13 protein-coding genes are annotated in these 14397 nt (G+C 65.5%); 8 read left to right on the forward strand and 5 right to left on the reverse strand.

All coding sequences use genetic code 11. From position 1 onward, the window contains the following. Positions 1 to 4 precede the first annotated feature (4 nt). A complete protein-coding gene (locus B2W22_RS14355) occupies positions 5 to 223 on the reverse strand; it encodes a DUF3717 domain-containing protein (protein WP_286938252.1) in 219 nt (72 codons plus the stop codon). Positions 224 to 356: 133 nt separating this feature from the next. On the opposite strand from B2W22_RS14355, the gene B2W22_RS14360 reads away from it, so the two are divergent. The 6 genes from B2W22_RS14360 (at position 357) to B2W22_RS14385 (ending at position 7275) form a co-directional block, all read left to right on the forward strand. After that, positions 357 to 1049 carry a glycine zipper 2TM domain-containing protein gene (locus tag B2W22_RS14360; protein ID WP_218342362.1) on the forward strand — a complete coding sequence of 231 codons (693 nt, stop codon included), beginning with the start codon at positions 357 to 359 and terminating at the stop codon, positions 1047 to 1049. Positions 1050 to 1093: 44 nt separating this feature from the next. Next, positions 1094 to 1948, forward strand: a complete 855-nt coding sequence (locus tag B2W22_RS14365) for a PhaM family polyhydroxyalkanoate granule multifunctional regulatory protein (RefSeq protein ID WP_286938255.1) — start codon at positions 1094 to 1096, stop codon at positions 1946 to 1948. 69 nt (positions 1949 to 2017) lie between these two features. Then, positions 2018 to 3391, forward strand: coding sequence for a bifunctional UDP-N-acetylglucosamine diphosphorylase/glucosamine-1-phosphate N-acetyltransferase GlmU (gene glmU / locus B2W22_RS14370; RefSeq protein WP_175137078.1), 1374 nt, complete (start codon positions 2018 to 2020; stop codon positions 3389 to 3391). Next, positions 3364 to 4776, forward strand: a complete 1413-nt coding sequence (locus B2W22_RS14375; RefSeq protein ID WP_414631963.1) for an MFS transporter — start codon at positions 3364 to 3366, stop codon at positions 4774 to 4776. Before glmU ends, B2W22_RS14375 begins: the two co-directional genes overlap by 28 nt. Positions 4777 to 4897: 121 nt before the next feature. After that, positions 4898 to 6220: a UDP-glucose dehydrogenase family protein gene (locus tag B2W22_RS14380; RefSeq protein ID WP_286938260.1), complete on the forward strand. Its 1323-nt coding sequence runs from the start codon at positions 4898 to 4900 to the stop codon at positions 6218 to 6220. Beyond that, a complete protein-coding gene (locus B2W22_RS14385; protein WP_175123874.1) occupies positions 6217 to 7275 on the forward strand; it encodes a glycosyltransferase family 4 protein in 1059 nt (352 codons plus the stop codon). The genes B2W22_RS14380 and B2W22_RS14385 overlap by 4 nt, the downstream gene beginning before the upstream one ends. 60 nt (positions 7276 to 7335) lie before the next feature. On the opposite strand, the gene B2W22_RS14390 is transcribed toward B2W22_RS14385, so the two are convergent. Continuing rightward, the gene (locus tag B2W22_RS14390) at positions 7336 to 7824 is read right to left on the reverse strand and encodes an Lrp/AsnC family transcriptional regulator (RefSeq protein ID WP_175123873.1); all 489 of its coding nucleotides are present in this window, start codon (positions 7822 to 7824) and stop codon (positions 7336 to 7338) included. A 150-nt stretch (positions 7825 to 7974) separates the two neighbouring features. On the opposite strand from B2W22_RS14390, the gene glmS reads away from it, so the two are divergent. Continuing rightward, on the forward strand, positions 7975 to 9807 hold the full coding sequence (gene glmS / locus B2W22_RS14395; RefSeq protein WP_191576302.1) for a glutamine--fructose-6-phosphate transaminase (isomerizing): 1833 nt from the start codon (positions 7975 to 7977) through the stop codon (positions 9805 to 9807). A gap of 134 nt (positions 9808 to 9941) precedes the next feature. Here glmS and B2W22_RS14400 read toward each other — a convergent pair whose 3' ends face one another. After that, complete coding sequence (locus B2W22_RS14400) at positions 9942 to 10598, reverse strand: TetR/AcrR family transcriptional regulator (protein ID WP_254594984.1); 657 nt, start codon at positions 10596 to 10598, stop codon at positions 9942 to 9944. A gap of 180 nt (positions 10599 to 10778) precedes the next feature. Here B2W22_RS14400 and B2W22_RS14405 point away from each other — a divergent pair, with 180 nt between their 5' ends. Further along, on the forward strand, positions 10779 to 11672 hold the full coding sequence (locus B2W22_RS14405) for an NAD(P)/FAD-dependent oxidoreductase (protein WP_286938263.1): 894 nt from the start codon (positions 10779 to 10781) through the stop codon (positions 11670 to 11672). 81 nt (positions 11673 to 11753) lie between these two features. Here the strand turns inward: B2W22_RS14405 and B2W22_RS14410 are convergent, their stop codons facing one another. Together B2W22_RS14410 and B2W22_RS14415 are read right to left on the reverse strand one after the other, a co-directional pair. Beyond that, on the reverse strand, positions 11754 to 13289 hold the full coding sequence (locus tag B2W22_RS14410) for a tetratricopeptide repeat protein (RefSeq protein ID WP_175123869.1): 1536 nt from the start codon (positions 13287 to 13289) through the stop codon (positions 11754 to 11756). Between the two features lie 29 nt (positions 13290 to 13318). Next, positions 13319 to 14314: an RDD family protein gene (locus tag B2W22_RS14415; protein WP_286938265.1), complete on the reverse strand. Its 996-nt coding sequence runs from the start codon at positions 14312 to 14314 to the stop codon at positions 13319 to 13321. Positions 14315 to 14397: the final 83 nt, after the last annotated feature.

Here is a 14397-nt window from a genome sequence, read left to right on the forward strand (position 1 = left end):
CTGCTCAGGCCTTTGCAGCCGCCCAGGCCGCCAGCGCCGCGCGCGCTTTATCGCCGAGTTCGGCGGCGGCGATTTCGCGTTGATGGCTGATGATCATCAGCGCGTAAGGGGTGGCCAGCGCGGCCGCCTCGGGGCACAGGCGAGACTCTTCTCCCACTGATGGCGACGTGTTGCGCCAGTAGTTGATTGCCTGTTCCAGTTGGGTCAGCGTGATCGAATCCATGGGGCCTATTGTCCACGAATGCCCCACCCTGTCCACCCTCCATCTGCCCTGCAATGAAGGGTCACCATCGCAACATGCCGAAACCGCGCGCGGGTGCTATACCACTGCCGGTTAGTTACGATGGAGCATCGTCATGAATACCTCGACCTCTTCCGCGTCGCCGCGCCGCGGCTTGCATCCGCTGCTTGCCGCCGCGGCGATCGCCGTCATCGTCATGTGTTCGGTAGGCGTCGCTGCCGTGCTGGGCTGGCTGCCGTCGCCGTCCGCCAATCCGCACGCGGAGGCCGCCGTGGCCGAGGCCGGGCCCGAGGACGCCAACCTGGCGCCGGCGCCGGCTGCTGAACCGCCCACCGCCGCGAATACCGCACCGCCGGGCGCGGGCAGGCCCGCTGGCCAGATGCATCAGGCGCAGCAATCGCAGCCATCGCAACCCGCCCAGCCCCAGCGTGCGGCCGCAGCGCCGGCGCAGCAGGCCTGCGCGACCTGCGGCGTGGTCCAGACCATCCGCCAGGTGCAGGTGCCCACCAAGGACGACAGCAACCATCTGGTCGGCACCATCGCGGGCGGCGTGGCCGGCGGCGTTGTGGGTAATCAGTTTGGCGGAGGCAACGGCAAGACGGCGCTGACGGTGCTGGGCGCGGTCGGCGGTGCTTTGGCAGGCCGTGAAGTTGAGCGTAATATCAGACAGCAACAAACAGTGACGCACTATGAACTCACGGTGCGCATGAATGACGGCAGCACCCGCCAGTTCCGCAGCGCGCAGCCGTTCGCGTTCGCGTCCGGCGACCACGTGCGCGTGGAGAACAATCAACTGCTGCCCGGGTGACCCCGGCCGCCGGCAGCAAGCACCCGACTATGGAGACACCTGGAATGAGCGACCAATACAACAACCCGTTCGTCCTGCCCGGCATGGGCCAGAGCTCTGATCTGTCGGGCAACCCGCTGCTGGCCAGCATGGAGATGATGCGACAGGCGTGGGCCGGGTTGACCGGTCCCGGCGGTCTTGCCAGCAGCCTGCCCATGGCCCCGCCGATGAATTTGGAAGACCTGGACCGCCGCATCGCCGAGCTTCGCTCGGTGGAAAACTGGCTGCGCATGAATCTCAGCATGCTCTCGAGCACCATCCAGGGCATGGAAGTGCAGCGCTCCACGATCAGCACCTTGCGCGCCTTCGTGGACAGCGCATCGCGTATGGATATGGGCGCAAGCCAGGACGGCGCCGCGGCGTCGCCGCTGGAAGTTGCGCTGGGGTTGAAGCCGGCGCCGAAAACGGCGGGTTCTGCCAGTGCCGCTTCTGCGCAGTCCAGCAATGCGACCCCTGCAAGTGAAAAGGAAAATGCCGCCGCGCAGTCGGGTGTTCAACCGGAAGGCGCAGGCGCATCGGCCGGGAGCGGACCGGAATCGGCCGCCGCCATGAGCGAACAGATGGGCGCCGCGGCGCAGTCAGCGTCCAAGGCGTGGTGGGACCTGCTGCAGCAGCAGTTCAATCAGATCGCAGCGGCTACCGCTGCATCCATGCCGGCCGGCGCACCGGGCGCAGCAGGCGCGCCGGACGCCGCAAAGTCCAAGTCCAAATCCGACTCCGAGGCCCCCAAGGCGTCGGCCCAGCCGGACGCCAAGACCGGAAAGCCGCCCGCCAAACCCGCCGCCGCGCGCAAGCCGGCCGCCGCCAAGCGCACGGCCAAGACCGCCAAGAAAAATGGGCCTGCCGACGGCAAGCCCTGAACCCATCCTTCAATCGACACGCGGGTAGGCCGCAAGGCCGCCCGCCCGTCTCTCAACCTACTGGAACCTATGCTTAATGTTGTGATTCTTGCCGCCGGACTGGGTAAACGCATGCAGTCCGACCTTCCCAAAGTGCTGCACACGCTGGCCGGCAAACCCATGCTGTCGCACGTGCTGGACAGCGCGCGCCAACTGAAGCCCGCGCGCATCATCGTGGTGGTCGGCCATGGCGCTGAACGCGTCAAGCAGGCGTTTGAAGGCCAGCCGGACCTGCACTTCGTGCTGCAGCAACCGCAACAGGGCACGGGTCACGCCGTGCAACAGGCCGTGCCGCTGCTGCTGGAAGGCGACGGCAAGGACGACGTCACGCTGGTGCTGTACGGCGACGTGCCGCTGGTGCAGCCCGAAACGCTGCAGCGTTTGCTGGACGCGCGCGGCCAGGGCGCCGCCGTGCTGACCGAAGTGCTGGCCGATTCCACCGGCTACGGCCGCATCGTGCGCGATGCCAACGGCAACGTGTGCCGCATCGTCGAACACAAGGACGCATCCGATGCCGAGCGCGAAATCAAGGAAGTGAACACCGGCATTCTCAGCGCGCCCACCGCGAAGCTGAAGAACTGGCTGACCCGCATCGACAACAACAACGCCCAGGGCGAGTACTACCTGACCGACGTGGTCGGGCTGGCCGTGGTCGACGACGTGCCCGTGGGGGCGGCCCAGCCGGGCGCCGGCTGGGAAACGCTGGGCGTGAACAGCCGTGTGCAGCAGGCCGAACTGGAGCGCCGCTGGCAGGCCGAGCAGGCCCGCCGCCAGCTCGAAGCCGGCGTCACGCTGGCCGACCCGGCGCGCTTTGACGTGCGTGGCACGCTCACCTGCGGCCGCGATGTGTTCATCGACGTGGGCTGCGTGTTCGAAGGCCAGGTCTCGCTGGCCGACGGCGTGCGCGTGGGCCCGCATTGCGTGCTGCGTGATGTCAGCGTCGGTGCGGGCACGCAGATCGAAGCCTTCAGCCACCTGCAGCAGGCCGAAGTCGGCCGCGATGCGCGCGTGGGTCCCTATGCCCGCCTGCGTCCCGGCGCCGAACTGGGCGACCGCAGCCACGTCGGCAACTTTGTCGAGATCAAGAAAAGCGTGCTGGGCGCCGACAGCAAGGCGAACCACCTGGCCTACATCGGCGATGCCGACATCGGCGCGCGCGTGAACGTGGGCGCGGGCACCATCACCTGCAACTACGACGGCGTGAACAAGCACCGCACCGTCATCGAAGACGACGCTTTCATCGGCTCTGACACGCAGCTCGTCGCGCCCGTGCGCGTCGGCCGCGGCGCCACGCTGGGCGCCGGCACCACCCTCACGCGCGACGCACCGGCCGACAAGCTGACAGTGTCGCGTCCCAAGCAGGTCACCGTCGACGGATGGCAGCGCCCGGTCAAGAAGTCGTGACGCAGGAACAGGCAGCGGCCGCGGGCGGCGGGGCCAAGCCCGCGCCGCCCGACGGCCTGCCGGCGCCGCGCCGGTACTGGGCGGCGGCCACCGTGATGACGGGCATCAGCCTGTCGGTGCTGGACACCACCATCGCCAACGTGGCGCTGCCCACGATCGCCAAGGATCTGAACGCGCTGCCCGCGCAGGCGGTGTGGATCGTCAACGCCTATAACCTGGCCGTCGTGATGGCGCTGTTGCCGCTGTCCGCGCTGGCCGAGCGCATCGGCTTTCGCCGCATGTTCACGTTCGGACTGGTGCTGTTCACGCTGGCCTCGCTGGGCTGCGCGCTGGCGGGCACGCTGTGGCAGTTGACCGCCGCGCGCGTGTTCCAGGGGCTGGGCGCCGCCACGCTCATGTGCATGTTTGGCGGGCTGGTGCGCAATATCTATCCGCTCAAGATGCTGGGGCGGGGCATCAGCATCAACGCCACCACGGTGGCGGTGATGTCGGTGCTGGGTCCCACCATCGGCTCGGCGATTCTGTCCGTCGCGCCGTGGCCGTGGATCTTTGCCGTCAACCTGCCGATCTGCGCGCTTGCCATGTTTGGCCTGCGCCATCTGCCCGAAGTGCCGCGCAACGATGTGAAGCTGGACTGGATCAGCGCGCTGCTCTGCATGGCGACGCTGGGCGTGTTCATCTCCGGCGTGGACATGATGGGCGAGGATCTGCTGCGCGGCATCGGTCTGGTCGCGATTTCGGCAGTGGCGGGTATTGTGCTGGTGCGCCGCGCCAGTCAGCAGACCGCGCCGCTGGTGCCGGTGGATCTGCTGCGCATCCGGCCGCTGGCGTTCGCGGTGGGCGCGTCGGCGTGCACCTTCGCCGCGCAGATGGCCTCGTACGTGTCGCTGCCGTTCTACTTCCAGCAGGTGCTCGGCCGGCCGTATCTGGAAGTGGGCATGCTGATGGGGGCGTGGCCGGTCGGCACGGCCATCATCGCGCCGCTGGCTGGACGCCTGTCCGACCGCTATTCCGCCGCCACGCTTAGTGGCATCGGCGCGGCCACGATGGTCGCGGGCATGCTGTGGCTGGCGCTCCTGCCGTCCACGGTGTCGAACTGGCCCGTCATCGCCGGCATGTTCGTGGCGGGCGTAGGCTTCGGTTTCTTCCAGACGCCGAACAACCGCGCGCTGCTCTCTGCCGCGCCCCGGCTGCGCAGCGGCGCGGCGGGCGGCTTGCAGGCCACCACCCGGGTTTTCGGGCAGAGCTTCGGCACCGCGCTGGTGGCCATTGCCTTCAGTGTCAGCGCGGCCCACGGGCCGGGACTGGCGCTTGTGCTGGGCACGGTGTGCGCGGCGCTGGCCGTGGTGGTCAACACCGTCCGCTTCAACAAGCTGCGGACTTAGCAGCCGCTGGCGCCGCCTTAAACCCGTCCGGACCCCCGGGCGCGGGCCGCTTCTATAATGGCGGCCGGCGCCCGGTTTCACTTTCCGGGCGCAAAGATTACCTATTTGAAGGCGCACAGGCATGAAAATCACGGTCGTGGGTACCGGTTACGTAGGATTGGTGTCGGGAGCGTGCCTGGCCGACATGGGCAACGATGTCATGTGCCTGGACGTGGACGCGGCCAAGATCGCGCTGCTGCGCCAGGGCGGCATCCCCATTTACGAGCCGGGCCTGGAAGACCTGGTGCGCCGCAACGTGCAGGCCGGCCGGCTGCATTTCACCGATGACGTCGCGCAGAGCGTGGCGTTTGGCGACGTCCAGTTCATCGCCGTGGGCACGCCGCCCGGCGAAGACGGATCCGCGGACCTCAAGTACGTGCTGGCCGCCGCGCAGAACATCGCGCGCCACATGACCTCGCGCAAGCTGATCGTGGACAAGTCCACGGTGCCCGTCGGCACGGCCGACAAGGTGCGCGCCGTGGTCGCCAAGGAACTGGCCGAGCGCGGCGTGGACCTGCCGTTCACGGTGGCGTCCAATCCGGAATTCCTGAAGGAAGGCGCGGCCATCAACGACTTCATGAGCCCGGACCGCGTCATCGTCGGCGCCGACGACGACTACACGATCGGCGTCATGCGCCGCATCTACGAGCCCTTCCAGCGCACGCACGACCGCCTGATGGTGATGGACGTGCGCTCCGCCGAACTGACCAAATACGCCGCCAACGCCATGCTGGCCACGCGCATCTCGTTCATGAACGAGATGGCGAACCTGGCCGAAGTGCTGGGCGCCGACGTCGAACAGGTGCGCCGCGGCATTGGCGCGGATCCGCGCATCGGCTATCACTTCCTGTATCCCGGCGCGGGCTACGGCGGCTCGTGCTTCCCGAAGGACGTGCAGGCGCTGGTCAACACGGCGTCCGAGCACGGCCTGCCGATGCGCGTCATCGAAGCCGCCGAAGCCGCGAACCACGCGCAGAAATTCCGCCTGTCCGAGAAACTGGTCGAGCGCTTCGGCGAAGACCTGCGCGGCCGCAAGATTGCGTTGTGGGGCCTGTCCTTCAAGCCCAACACCGACGACATGCGCGAAGCGCCCAGCCTGACCGTCATCGCCGAACTCACGCGCCGCGGCGCCGAGGTACGCGCCTACGATCCGGTGGCCATGCACGAAGCCGGCCGCGTGCTGGCCGGCCATCAAGGCGTCAGCTTCGCCACCGACATGTACGACGCGCTGGACGGCGCGGACGCCCTGCTCATCGCCACCGAATGGAAGGTCTTCCGCGCGCCCGACTTCGATCGCGTCAAGGCCCTGCTCAAGACGCCGCTCATCATCGACGGCCGCAATCTGTACACGCCGGCCGACGTGCGCGGCCTGGGCTTCGAATACTCGGGCATCGGCCGCGCATGAAGATCCTGCAACTGAACTTCGAAAAAGGCTGGCGCGGCGGCGAGCGCCAGACGCTGTACTGCATGCGCGCCTTCCGCAAGGCGGGCCATGACGTCGAAGTGATGTGCCGCGAAGGCGCGCCGCTTGCCGAGCGCGCCCGCCAGGAAGGATTCGTCGCCCACACTGTGCGCAACGTGCCCGGACAGCTTGCGTTTCTGGCCGGCGCCGGCCGCTACGACATCATCCACGCGCAGACCGCCAACACCATCACGTGGGCCGTGCTGACCAAATGGCTGCACCGCCGGCCGGTCGTGTTCTCGCGCCGCACGTCGTTTGTCGTCAAGCCGGGCGACGAATGGAAGACCGGGTACAAGTGGCGTCACACGGATCTGTTTGTGGCGATCAGCGAGATGGCCGCCGGCGAGCCGCGCCGACTGGGCATCGAGCCCGTCATCATCCGCAGCGCCGTCGAACCGCATCAGATCAACACCGAGAACGTCGCCAACCTGGTGCGCGAGTTCGACCTGGAGGGCAAGAAGGTCATGGCGACCTCCGCCGCCCTCATCCGCGACAAGGACCCCGTTACGCTGGTGCGCGCCGTCGGCGAACTGGCCAAGACGCGCCGCGACTTCGTCTTCCTGCATTTCGGCGCCGGCGGCGACCGCGAACAGCAGGCCAAGGACGAAGCTCGCAAGCTCGGCATCGAAGACGTTTACCGCTTTGCCGGCTTTCGCAAGGGCGTGGAAGACTTCTACAGCATCCTCGACGTCTTCGTCATGAGCTCCGAGGAAGAAGCGCTGGGCAGCAGTGTGCTCGACGCCTTCCTGCAACGTGTGCCCGTTGTTTCCACCGACGCCGGCGGCTTGAAGGAAAGCCTGGCCGACGGCCGCGGCGTGCTATGCGCCGTGGGCGATCATCAGGCCATGGCGGCCGGCATGGCGCGCTGCCTGGATGATGCGGCGTTCCGGCACGAGGTCACCGAACGTGCGTATGAGTACGTGCGCAATGAGCACGACGTGCAGAAGATGGGGAACCGGTATCTGGCGCAGTTTGAGCGGTTGGTGGGGCGGAAGTAGGCCGCTTCATCTGCCGCGTTTCTCTGCGGCTGTTCGATAGCCGCACCTCATGCCGGCACTTCACCCCCGCACATCAATCCGCGTCTCGAATTTGGCGCGATGCACCGAGAAAAACGTGCGCACATTACGCACATTGGCCTGCGCGGTGAAGGCGCGGTGCACCAGCGCGTGATACGCCGGCATGTCCTTCACCTGCGCGATCACCACAAAATCCGGACCGGGCGATACGCGGTAGCACTGCAGCACCGCCGGCTCCGTCAGCATGCTTTGCTCGAACGCGTCCAGGCTTTCGGCGGCCTGCACGTCCAGCGTGATCTCCACAATCGCCGTCAGCGTGCTTCCCAGCTTCTCGGCCGACAGGATGGCCACCTGCCGGTCGATCACCCCTTCTTCCACCAATCGCCGCACCCGCCGCAGGCAGGTCGGGGGCGATGCGTGCACCCGCGCGGCCAGATCCTGGTTGGTCAGCGAACTGTCTTCTTGTAACTGTTCAAGAATGCGCCGGTCCAGATCATCCAGTTCAGGTAGGGGAATGGACGTGTTTTGCATGATTAATTCAAAATGTCGATCTTGACGAAAGATAATTTAATCACATTTGTGTAAGGGAATTAACTGCCAAATTGTCGAACATAAAGAAATCAAATTTCTTTAAGGGTCGCGCACAATGCGTCGGTACTGAACTTACCCGGAGTCACTCCTATGTGCGGCATTGTTGGCGCCGTCGCCCAGCGCGACATCACCCCGATCCTCGTTGAAGGCCTGAAGCGCCTGGAATACCGCGGCTATGACTCCTGCGGCGTCGCTGTCTACGCCGACGGCCATCTGCGCCGCACGCGCAGCACGCAGCGCGTGGCAGAGCTGGCCGACCAGGTTGCGCAGGACAAGATCCAAGGCTTCACCGGCATCGCCCACACCCGCTGGGCCACGCACGGCGTGCCCGCCACGCACAACGCCCACCCGCACTTCTCGCATTTGGGCAATGACGAGCCGCGCATCGCGCTCGTTCACAACGGCATCATTGAAAACCACGACGAACTGCGCGCCGAGCTGCAAGCCGTCGGCTACGTCTTCGAAAGCCAGACCGACACCGAGGTCATCGCACACCTGGTGAATCACCTGTACTCGGGTGACCTCTTCGAAACGGTGCAGAACGCCGTTCGCCGCTTGCATGGCGCCTATGCGATTGCCGTGTTCTGCCGCGACGAACCGCACCGTGTGGTCGGCGCGCGCCAAGGCTCGCCGCTGGTGGTGGGCGTGGGCCAGAACGAAAACTTCCTCGCGTCCGACGCGCTGGCGCTGGCCGGCACGACCGACCAGATCATCTACCTGGAAGACGGCGACGTCGTCGACCTGCAGCTCTCGCGCGTCTGGATTGTGGATGCCGCCGGCAAGAACGTCGATCGCGAAGTGCATACCGTGCACGTGCACACCGGCGCCGCCGAGCTGGGCCCCTACCGCCACTACATGCAGAAGGAAATCTTCGAGCAGCCGCGCGCGGTCGGCGACACCCTGCAGGACATCGAGTCCATCACGCCCGAACTCTTTGGCGACGAGGCCTACAAGATCTTCAAGGAAGTCGACTCCCTGCTGATCCTGGCCTGCGGCACCAGCTACTACGCCGGCCTGACCGCCAAGTACTGGATCGAATCCATCGCCAAGATCCCGGTCAACGTCGAAATCGCCAGCGAATACCGCTACCGCGACAGCGTGCCGAACCCGCGCTCGCTGGTCGTGACGATCTCGCAGTCCGGCGAAACCGCCGACACGCTGGCCGCGCTGAAGCACGCGCGCTCGCTGGGCATGGAAAACACGCTGACCATCTGCAACGTGTCCACCAGCGCCATGGTGCGCGAGTGCAAGCTGTCATACATCACGCGCGCCGGCGTCGAAATCGGCGTGGCCTCGACCAAGGCCTTCACCACCCAGCTCACTGCGCTGTTCCTCTTGACGCTGGCGCTGGCGCAGACGCGCGGTAAGCTCACGGAAGAGCAGGAAGCCGAGCATTTGAAGGCCCTGCGGCACCTGCCGTCCGCCATCGGTTCGGTACTAGCGCTGGAACCGCAGATCATGGCCTGGGCCGATCGTTTCGCCTCCAAGGAAAACGCCCTGTTCCTGGGCCGCGGCATGCACTACCCGATCGCGCTGGAAGGCGCGCTCAAGCTCAAGGAAATCAGCTACATCCACGCCGAAGCCTACCCGGCCGGCGAACTGAAGCACGGTCCGCTGGCGCTGGTCACCGAGCACATGCCGGTCGTCACCATCGCGCCCAAGGACGAGCTGCTGGAAAAGCTGAAGTCCAACATGCAGGAAGTGCGCGCGCGTGGCGGTGAGTTGTATGTCTTTGCTGATGCCGACAGCAAGATTCAAAGCGCCGAAGGCATGCACGTGATCCGCATGCCGGAACACTACGGCAAGCTGTCGCCGATTCTGCACACGGTGCCGCTGCAGTTGCTGTCGTATCACACGGCATGCGCGCGGGGTACGGATGTGGATAAGCCGCGGAACCTGGCGAAGAGCGTGACGGTGGAGTGATTCAGGCGACGGCGCGAATCCGTCGACCTTACCGTAGTTGAAAAAAGGGCTGCGTTCGCAGCCCTTTTTAGTGCGCTTCGGATGCGGTTGGCAATCCGAGCAGATCTAGGCTTTTGGGCGCCTGTCTCTTGACGCTATGTCTGTGGAGTCTCTTTCTGCCCGCCGACGTGCGCGGCGATGAACATGGCGGCAGCCGACCGGCAATAGGATTCGATTTCGTCGTCGTCCTCTGCTTTCGCCTCATCGAAACGCGCGATTGTCAGAAGGTCGCAACCCTTGATAAGCGCGGCAAACAAGCGGGCCGAGCGGCCAGGATCGGGCACGTTCAGCGCCGCCTTCGCGTGCAACTGACGCAACAGGGCCTCGATCTGGGCAATGACATAGGCTGCGCCGGCTTCGAAATAGAGCTTGCTTAACGACTTTTGATTCGTCTTGTCAGCCATGATCATGGCTTCAACATTGCGAACGTCCGGGCTCAACAGCGTGCGAAGCAGGAATGATCCCACCGTGATGAGCTGATCTTCGGCTGAGCCCTCGACGCCATTGATAAGTGCCTGAGGTGCAAACTGGTGGCAGTGCGCCGCGATGGCCGCGCTGAATAGCGCCTCCTTGTTCTCGAAATGGCGATAGATGCTGAGCTTGGATATCTTCGCGCGCTGAGCGACCTTGTCCATGGTCGTCGCCTGAAAACCCAGTTCCACGAATAGCTGGCTGGCCGCGTTCACTATTGCTTGGCCCAGCGCCTCATTGGCGGGGCGGCCACGCCGCCCCTGCGTTTTTTTCTCCGCCACGTGTATTCCAGTACTTGACAGTATCGTAATTAGGGATTTAGGATACCTCATGGTATCCGAAATGTGCGCGCCGGTGAATAGGCTTCAACCGTAGCGGCGCCTTCCGGCGCCTCGCGCATACACGGCTCACCGCCGAGCGCAGTCCCAATCCCTTCGATATAGAACACGGATCCCAATACCATGAATGACGTCATCATCATCGGCGGCAGCTTTGCCGGCCTTGCCGCGGCGCTTCAACTCGGACGTGCCCGCCGAAAGGTCATCGTTCTCGACACCGGCCTGCCGCGTAATCGCTTTGCCGACCATTCCCATGGACTGCTCGGTCACGACCACAGGCCACCGCAGGACATCCTGACGGAGGCGAGGGAGCAGCTCGCGCGGTACCCCTCAGTCAGGATCATCAATGCAAAAGCTGAAAGCGTTTCCGGCGCCTTGGACGATTTCTCTGTCCTGATTGGCGATGGCGAGCGCCTTGGCGCGCGCCGCGTGATTTTGAGCTATGGGGTGGCTGACCAGATGCTTGATGTTCCGGGCTTCGCCGAGGGCTGGGGCACGTCCATCGTTCCATGCCCCTATTGCGACGGCTTCGAGGTCGCAGGGCGGCATTGGGGCCTTATCTGGTCCGGCCCGCCGTCGCACAACTACGTCAGGCTGTACCACGACTGGACTGACACGCTGACGGTCTTCGCTCATGGTCACGACATCTCGCCCGACGTCCGGGATGATCTAGCACGCCGCCGCGTCCGCGTCGTTGATGGCCTGATCACCGAACTGAACCATCACGAAAGCCATAACGTCACCGTCAAGCTCGATGCAGGCCCTGCTGTTGCAGTCGACATCGTGTTTGCCCATCCGCGCAACAAGCCCTCTGCACGCTTGCATGAATCGCTGGGCCTCGCCACGGTTGAGACGCCCCAAGGCATCGCCCTGAAGGTCGATGAGCGCCGCCAGACCAGCACGCCCGGCATCTACGCCGCGGGCGACCTTGCCAACCCTGCCATGCATTCAGTCACCACGGCATCCTGGCAAGGCGCGATGGCGGGAATCTTTGCGCAACAGTCGATGATCGTTTGAGAGCACCGATTTCTTTCTGTTGCGCCGTCGCCGTCGAAAGGTTCGCGTGGATTCAACCTGGGAAGCACCGAATTTCAACGCTCACTTGCGGCCAAACAGTCGGCCGAGAATTCCACGCGGCGCGGCCGCGGCCTGTTCTGCAGCCAGCGCATTTTGCATCGACAGCTCTTGGTACTGAGGCTTGCCGTTCTGTTGATACGAGGCGGACGCTTGGCGGAATGCCAGCGCCGATTCGGCATGCCGCTTCATGTGGCCGTAGATTTCCCCGCGTGAGAACAGCGCCCAACTGCGGTAGTCGGGATCCAGCGCAATAAGGCGGTCGCACGCTGCAAGCGCCTCGTCATAGCGGCTGGCGGCGATCAGCGCATTGACGCGTTCGGCGTGCAGGGGGCCGCTGTCGGGCCAGTGTGCCATCGCCTGGTCCGCGTCGGCCACGGCCTCGGTTGCGCGCCCCAGGTGGGTCAGCGCCTCGATGCGTGCGCGGCGCCACTTGAGCCAATCGGGATCCAGCGAGATCGCGACCTCGGACAAGGGCAACGCTTCATCGTGACGTTCCAGCCTGTTCAGCATGTCGGCGGCGTTGCCGGGCAGGAAGTCGTTGTCGGGCGCGAGTTCGTAGCCGCGCAGGTAATAGGTCAGTGCTGCTTCCCAGCGGCGCTGGTCGCGCTGCGCATTGCCGGCGACGAACAGCAGCTGGGCGTCGCCGCTGGACAGCGGATCCAGGCCCTGCAATGCCGCTTCCGCCAACTCAGGGTCGCCGCTGCGCACATACTCGCGGGCTTGCTCCTTGCGGCCTTCCCAGCCGCTGTCTGAAAGTGCATCCAGGCGCCGCCATAGCGGCGCCGCCTCGTCGCCTCGGCCCAGGCGGTGCAGGGAGCGCGCCTTGCCCTCGAGGGGCCAATCCCAGTCGGGTTCGCGGCGCAGCAGGCTGGTCCATTCCTCCACCGCGTCTTCGTGGCGTCCGAGCGCCTGAAGGCACGAGGCGCGATTGTGCTGGATTGCGTTCTCCTCGCCCAGGATGGCGCGGGCGCGGTCGAACATCACGATGGCGTTGTTCAGGTCGCCCAGACGGCGATAGTTGTTGCCGGCGTCATAAAGAAAGCCACCATTGTTGGGCGCCAGCGCGACGGCGCGCTGATGGTAGGGCAGCGCGTCCTGGTAGCGGCCTGCGTTGTGCAGATTGGAGCCGATGTAGCAATGCGGCGCGGCGGCGAATGGGCGCAGTTGCGAGGCGCGGGTCCAGCTTGCAATGGCGTCGTCCAGTTGACGGTCGTTGATCAGCAGATATCCCTCGGCCATCAGCAATCCGAAGTGCGACGGCGTACGTGTCAGGGCCTCGCGCAGGAGGCGCCAGGCCTGCTGCTGTTGGCCCGCGTCGTAGAGCGCGGTGACTCGCAAGCGAATGGCGTCGCTGCATTGCGGATCCAGCGCCAACGCGCGGTCCAGGTCCGAGTCACGCTGCGCGTACGCGCGGCGCTGGTCGTGATAGCGGGCGCGCAGTGCCCACATGACGGCGAGATCGGGCTGTTCGCGCAGACCTTGCTCGCACAAGGCCTGCATTTGGGCAAGGTCGCTGCCGTCATCGGCGCGGTGGATGGATTCGATCAGGCTGGACATGCGCAAGGTTCTCTGTTCGGAAGATCGGACTAGCGCGCCAGGGCGCCGGCTTCGTGACGGCAACTGTAGGGGCGGTCTTCGCGCGGGATGTCGTCGCTGCCGCATCGCCAACGGCGCACGCCGCCACCCTTCTTTTCGGACCGCAGCTCGGGCAGATAGACCAGGTGCTTGCCGCCCAACGACGGTAGGACCGCCGTGCCCGGATCGCCCGCGATGGTAAAGCGCAGCACGCCGTTGACGGGATTCATCTCCAGCTTGCTGAAGCCGCTGGTTCGCAGCGATTCCAGCGTCACGCCGAGCGCGGCCATGTCGGGCGCAAACGTTTTGGTGCGCTGATAGTAGCTTTCCGCCAGCAGGCGCACGGGATCCGACACGAGATCCAGGTGGATGACGTCGGCGCGCAGCGGACTGTCCGCGTCATCCTTGTCGAGGGCGACGACCGCGATCACCATGCCGGCCAGGACCAGCGCCACCATGCCGAATACGATGAACAAGAACCGGCCGGCGCCCGTGACGGCACGGACGCGAGCCAGCGCCGGCAGCACGACCCGCGGATTGACTTGGCTGGACACCACGTGAGTGCCGGCGAGGGCGTTGTGCATGGCGCGCTCGCCAAAAACCGCCTGCTGTATGTGGTGGAAGAGGCCGGGTAACGCCAGGTTCAGCGAGTACTTCAGGGTATGCCGCCAGATCGAACGCAGAAGTCCCGGTGAGCTGCCCTTGCGCGTCACCACCCGCTGCTTCAAGAGGCGCTTGCCGGGGGAGCCATTGCCCCAGGCATCCATGAATGCGGGCAGCAGCAAGCCCAGCAGCCCGCCCGCGATTGCCAGCAGCGCGGGCCCGTCTGCTCCAGTCAGGCCCTGATAGGTGTATGAGGCGGCCATGGACAGACCGACCATGGCGGCCACCATGACGATGGCGTCGAACGCCGTGGCGGCCAGTCGGGCCCAGATGCCGGGAAAGATGGGGGCGTTGACGCCCGGGCCGGGCCGCTGGGCGGGCGCCTCGTGGGCAGTAACCGGCAAGACGGCCTTGCAGCTGAAGCACACCTTATTGGCGGCCGGGTTCTGCCAGTTGCAGCGAGGGCATTGCATGGGATCGGAGGCGG

Source organism: Achromobacter sp. UBA4530, assembly GCF_002388205.1.
Classification (GTDB): Bacteria; Pseudomonadota; Gammaproteobacteria; order Burkholderiales; family Burkholderiaceae_B; genus Achromobacter; species Achromobacter animicus.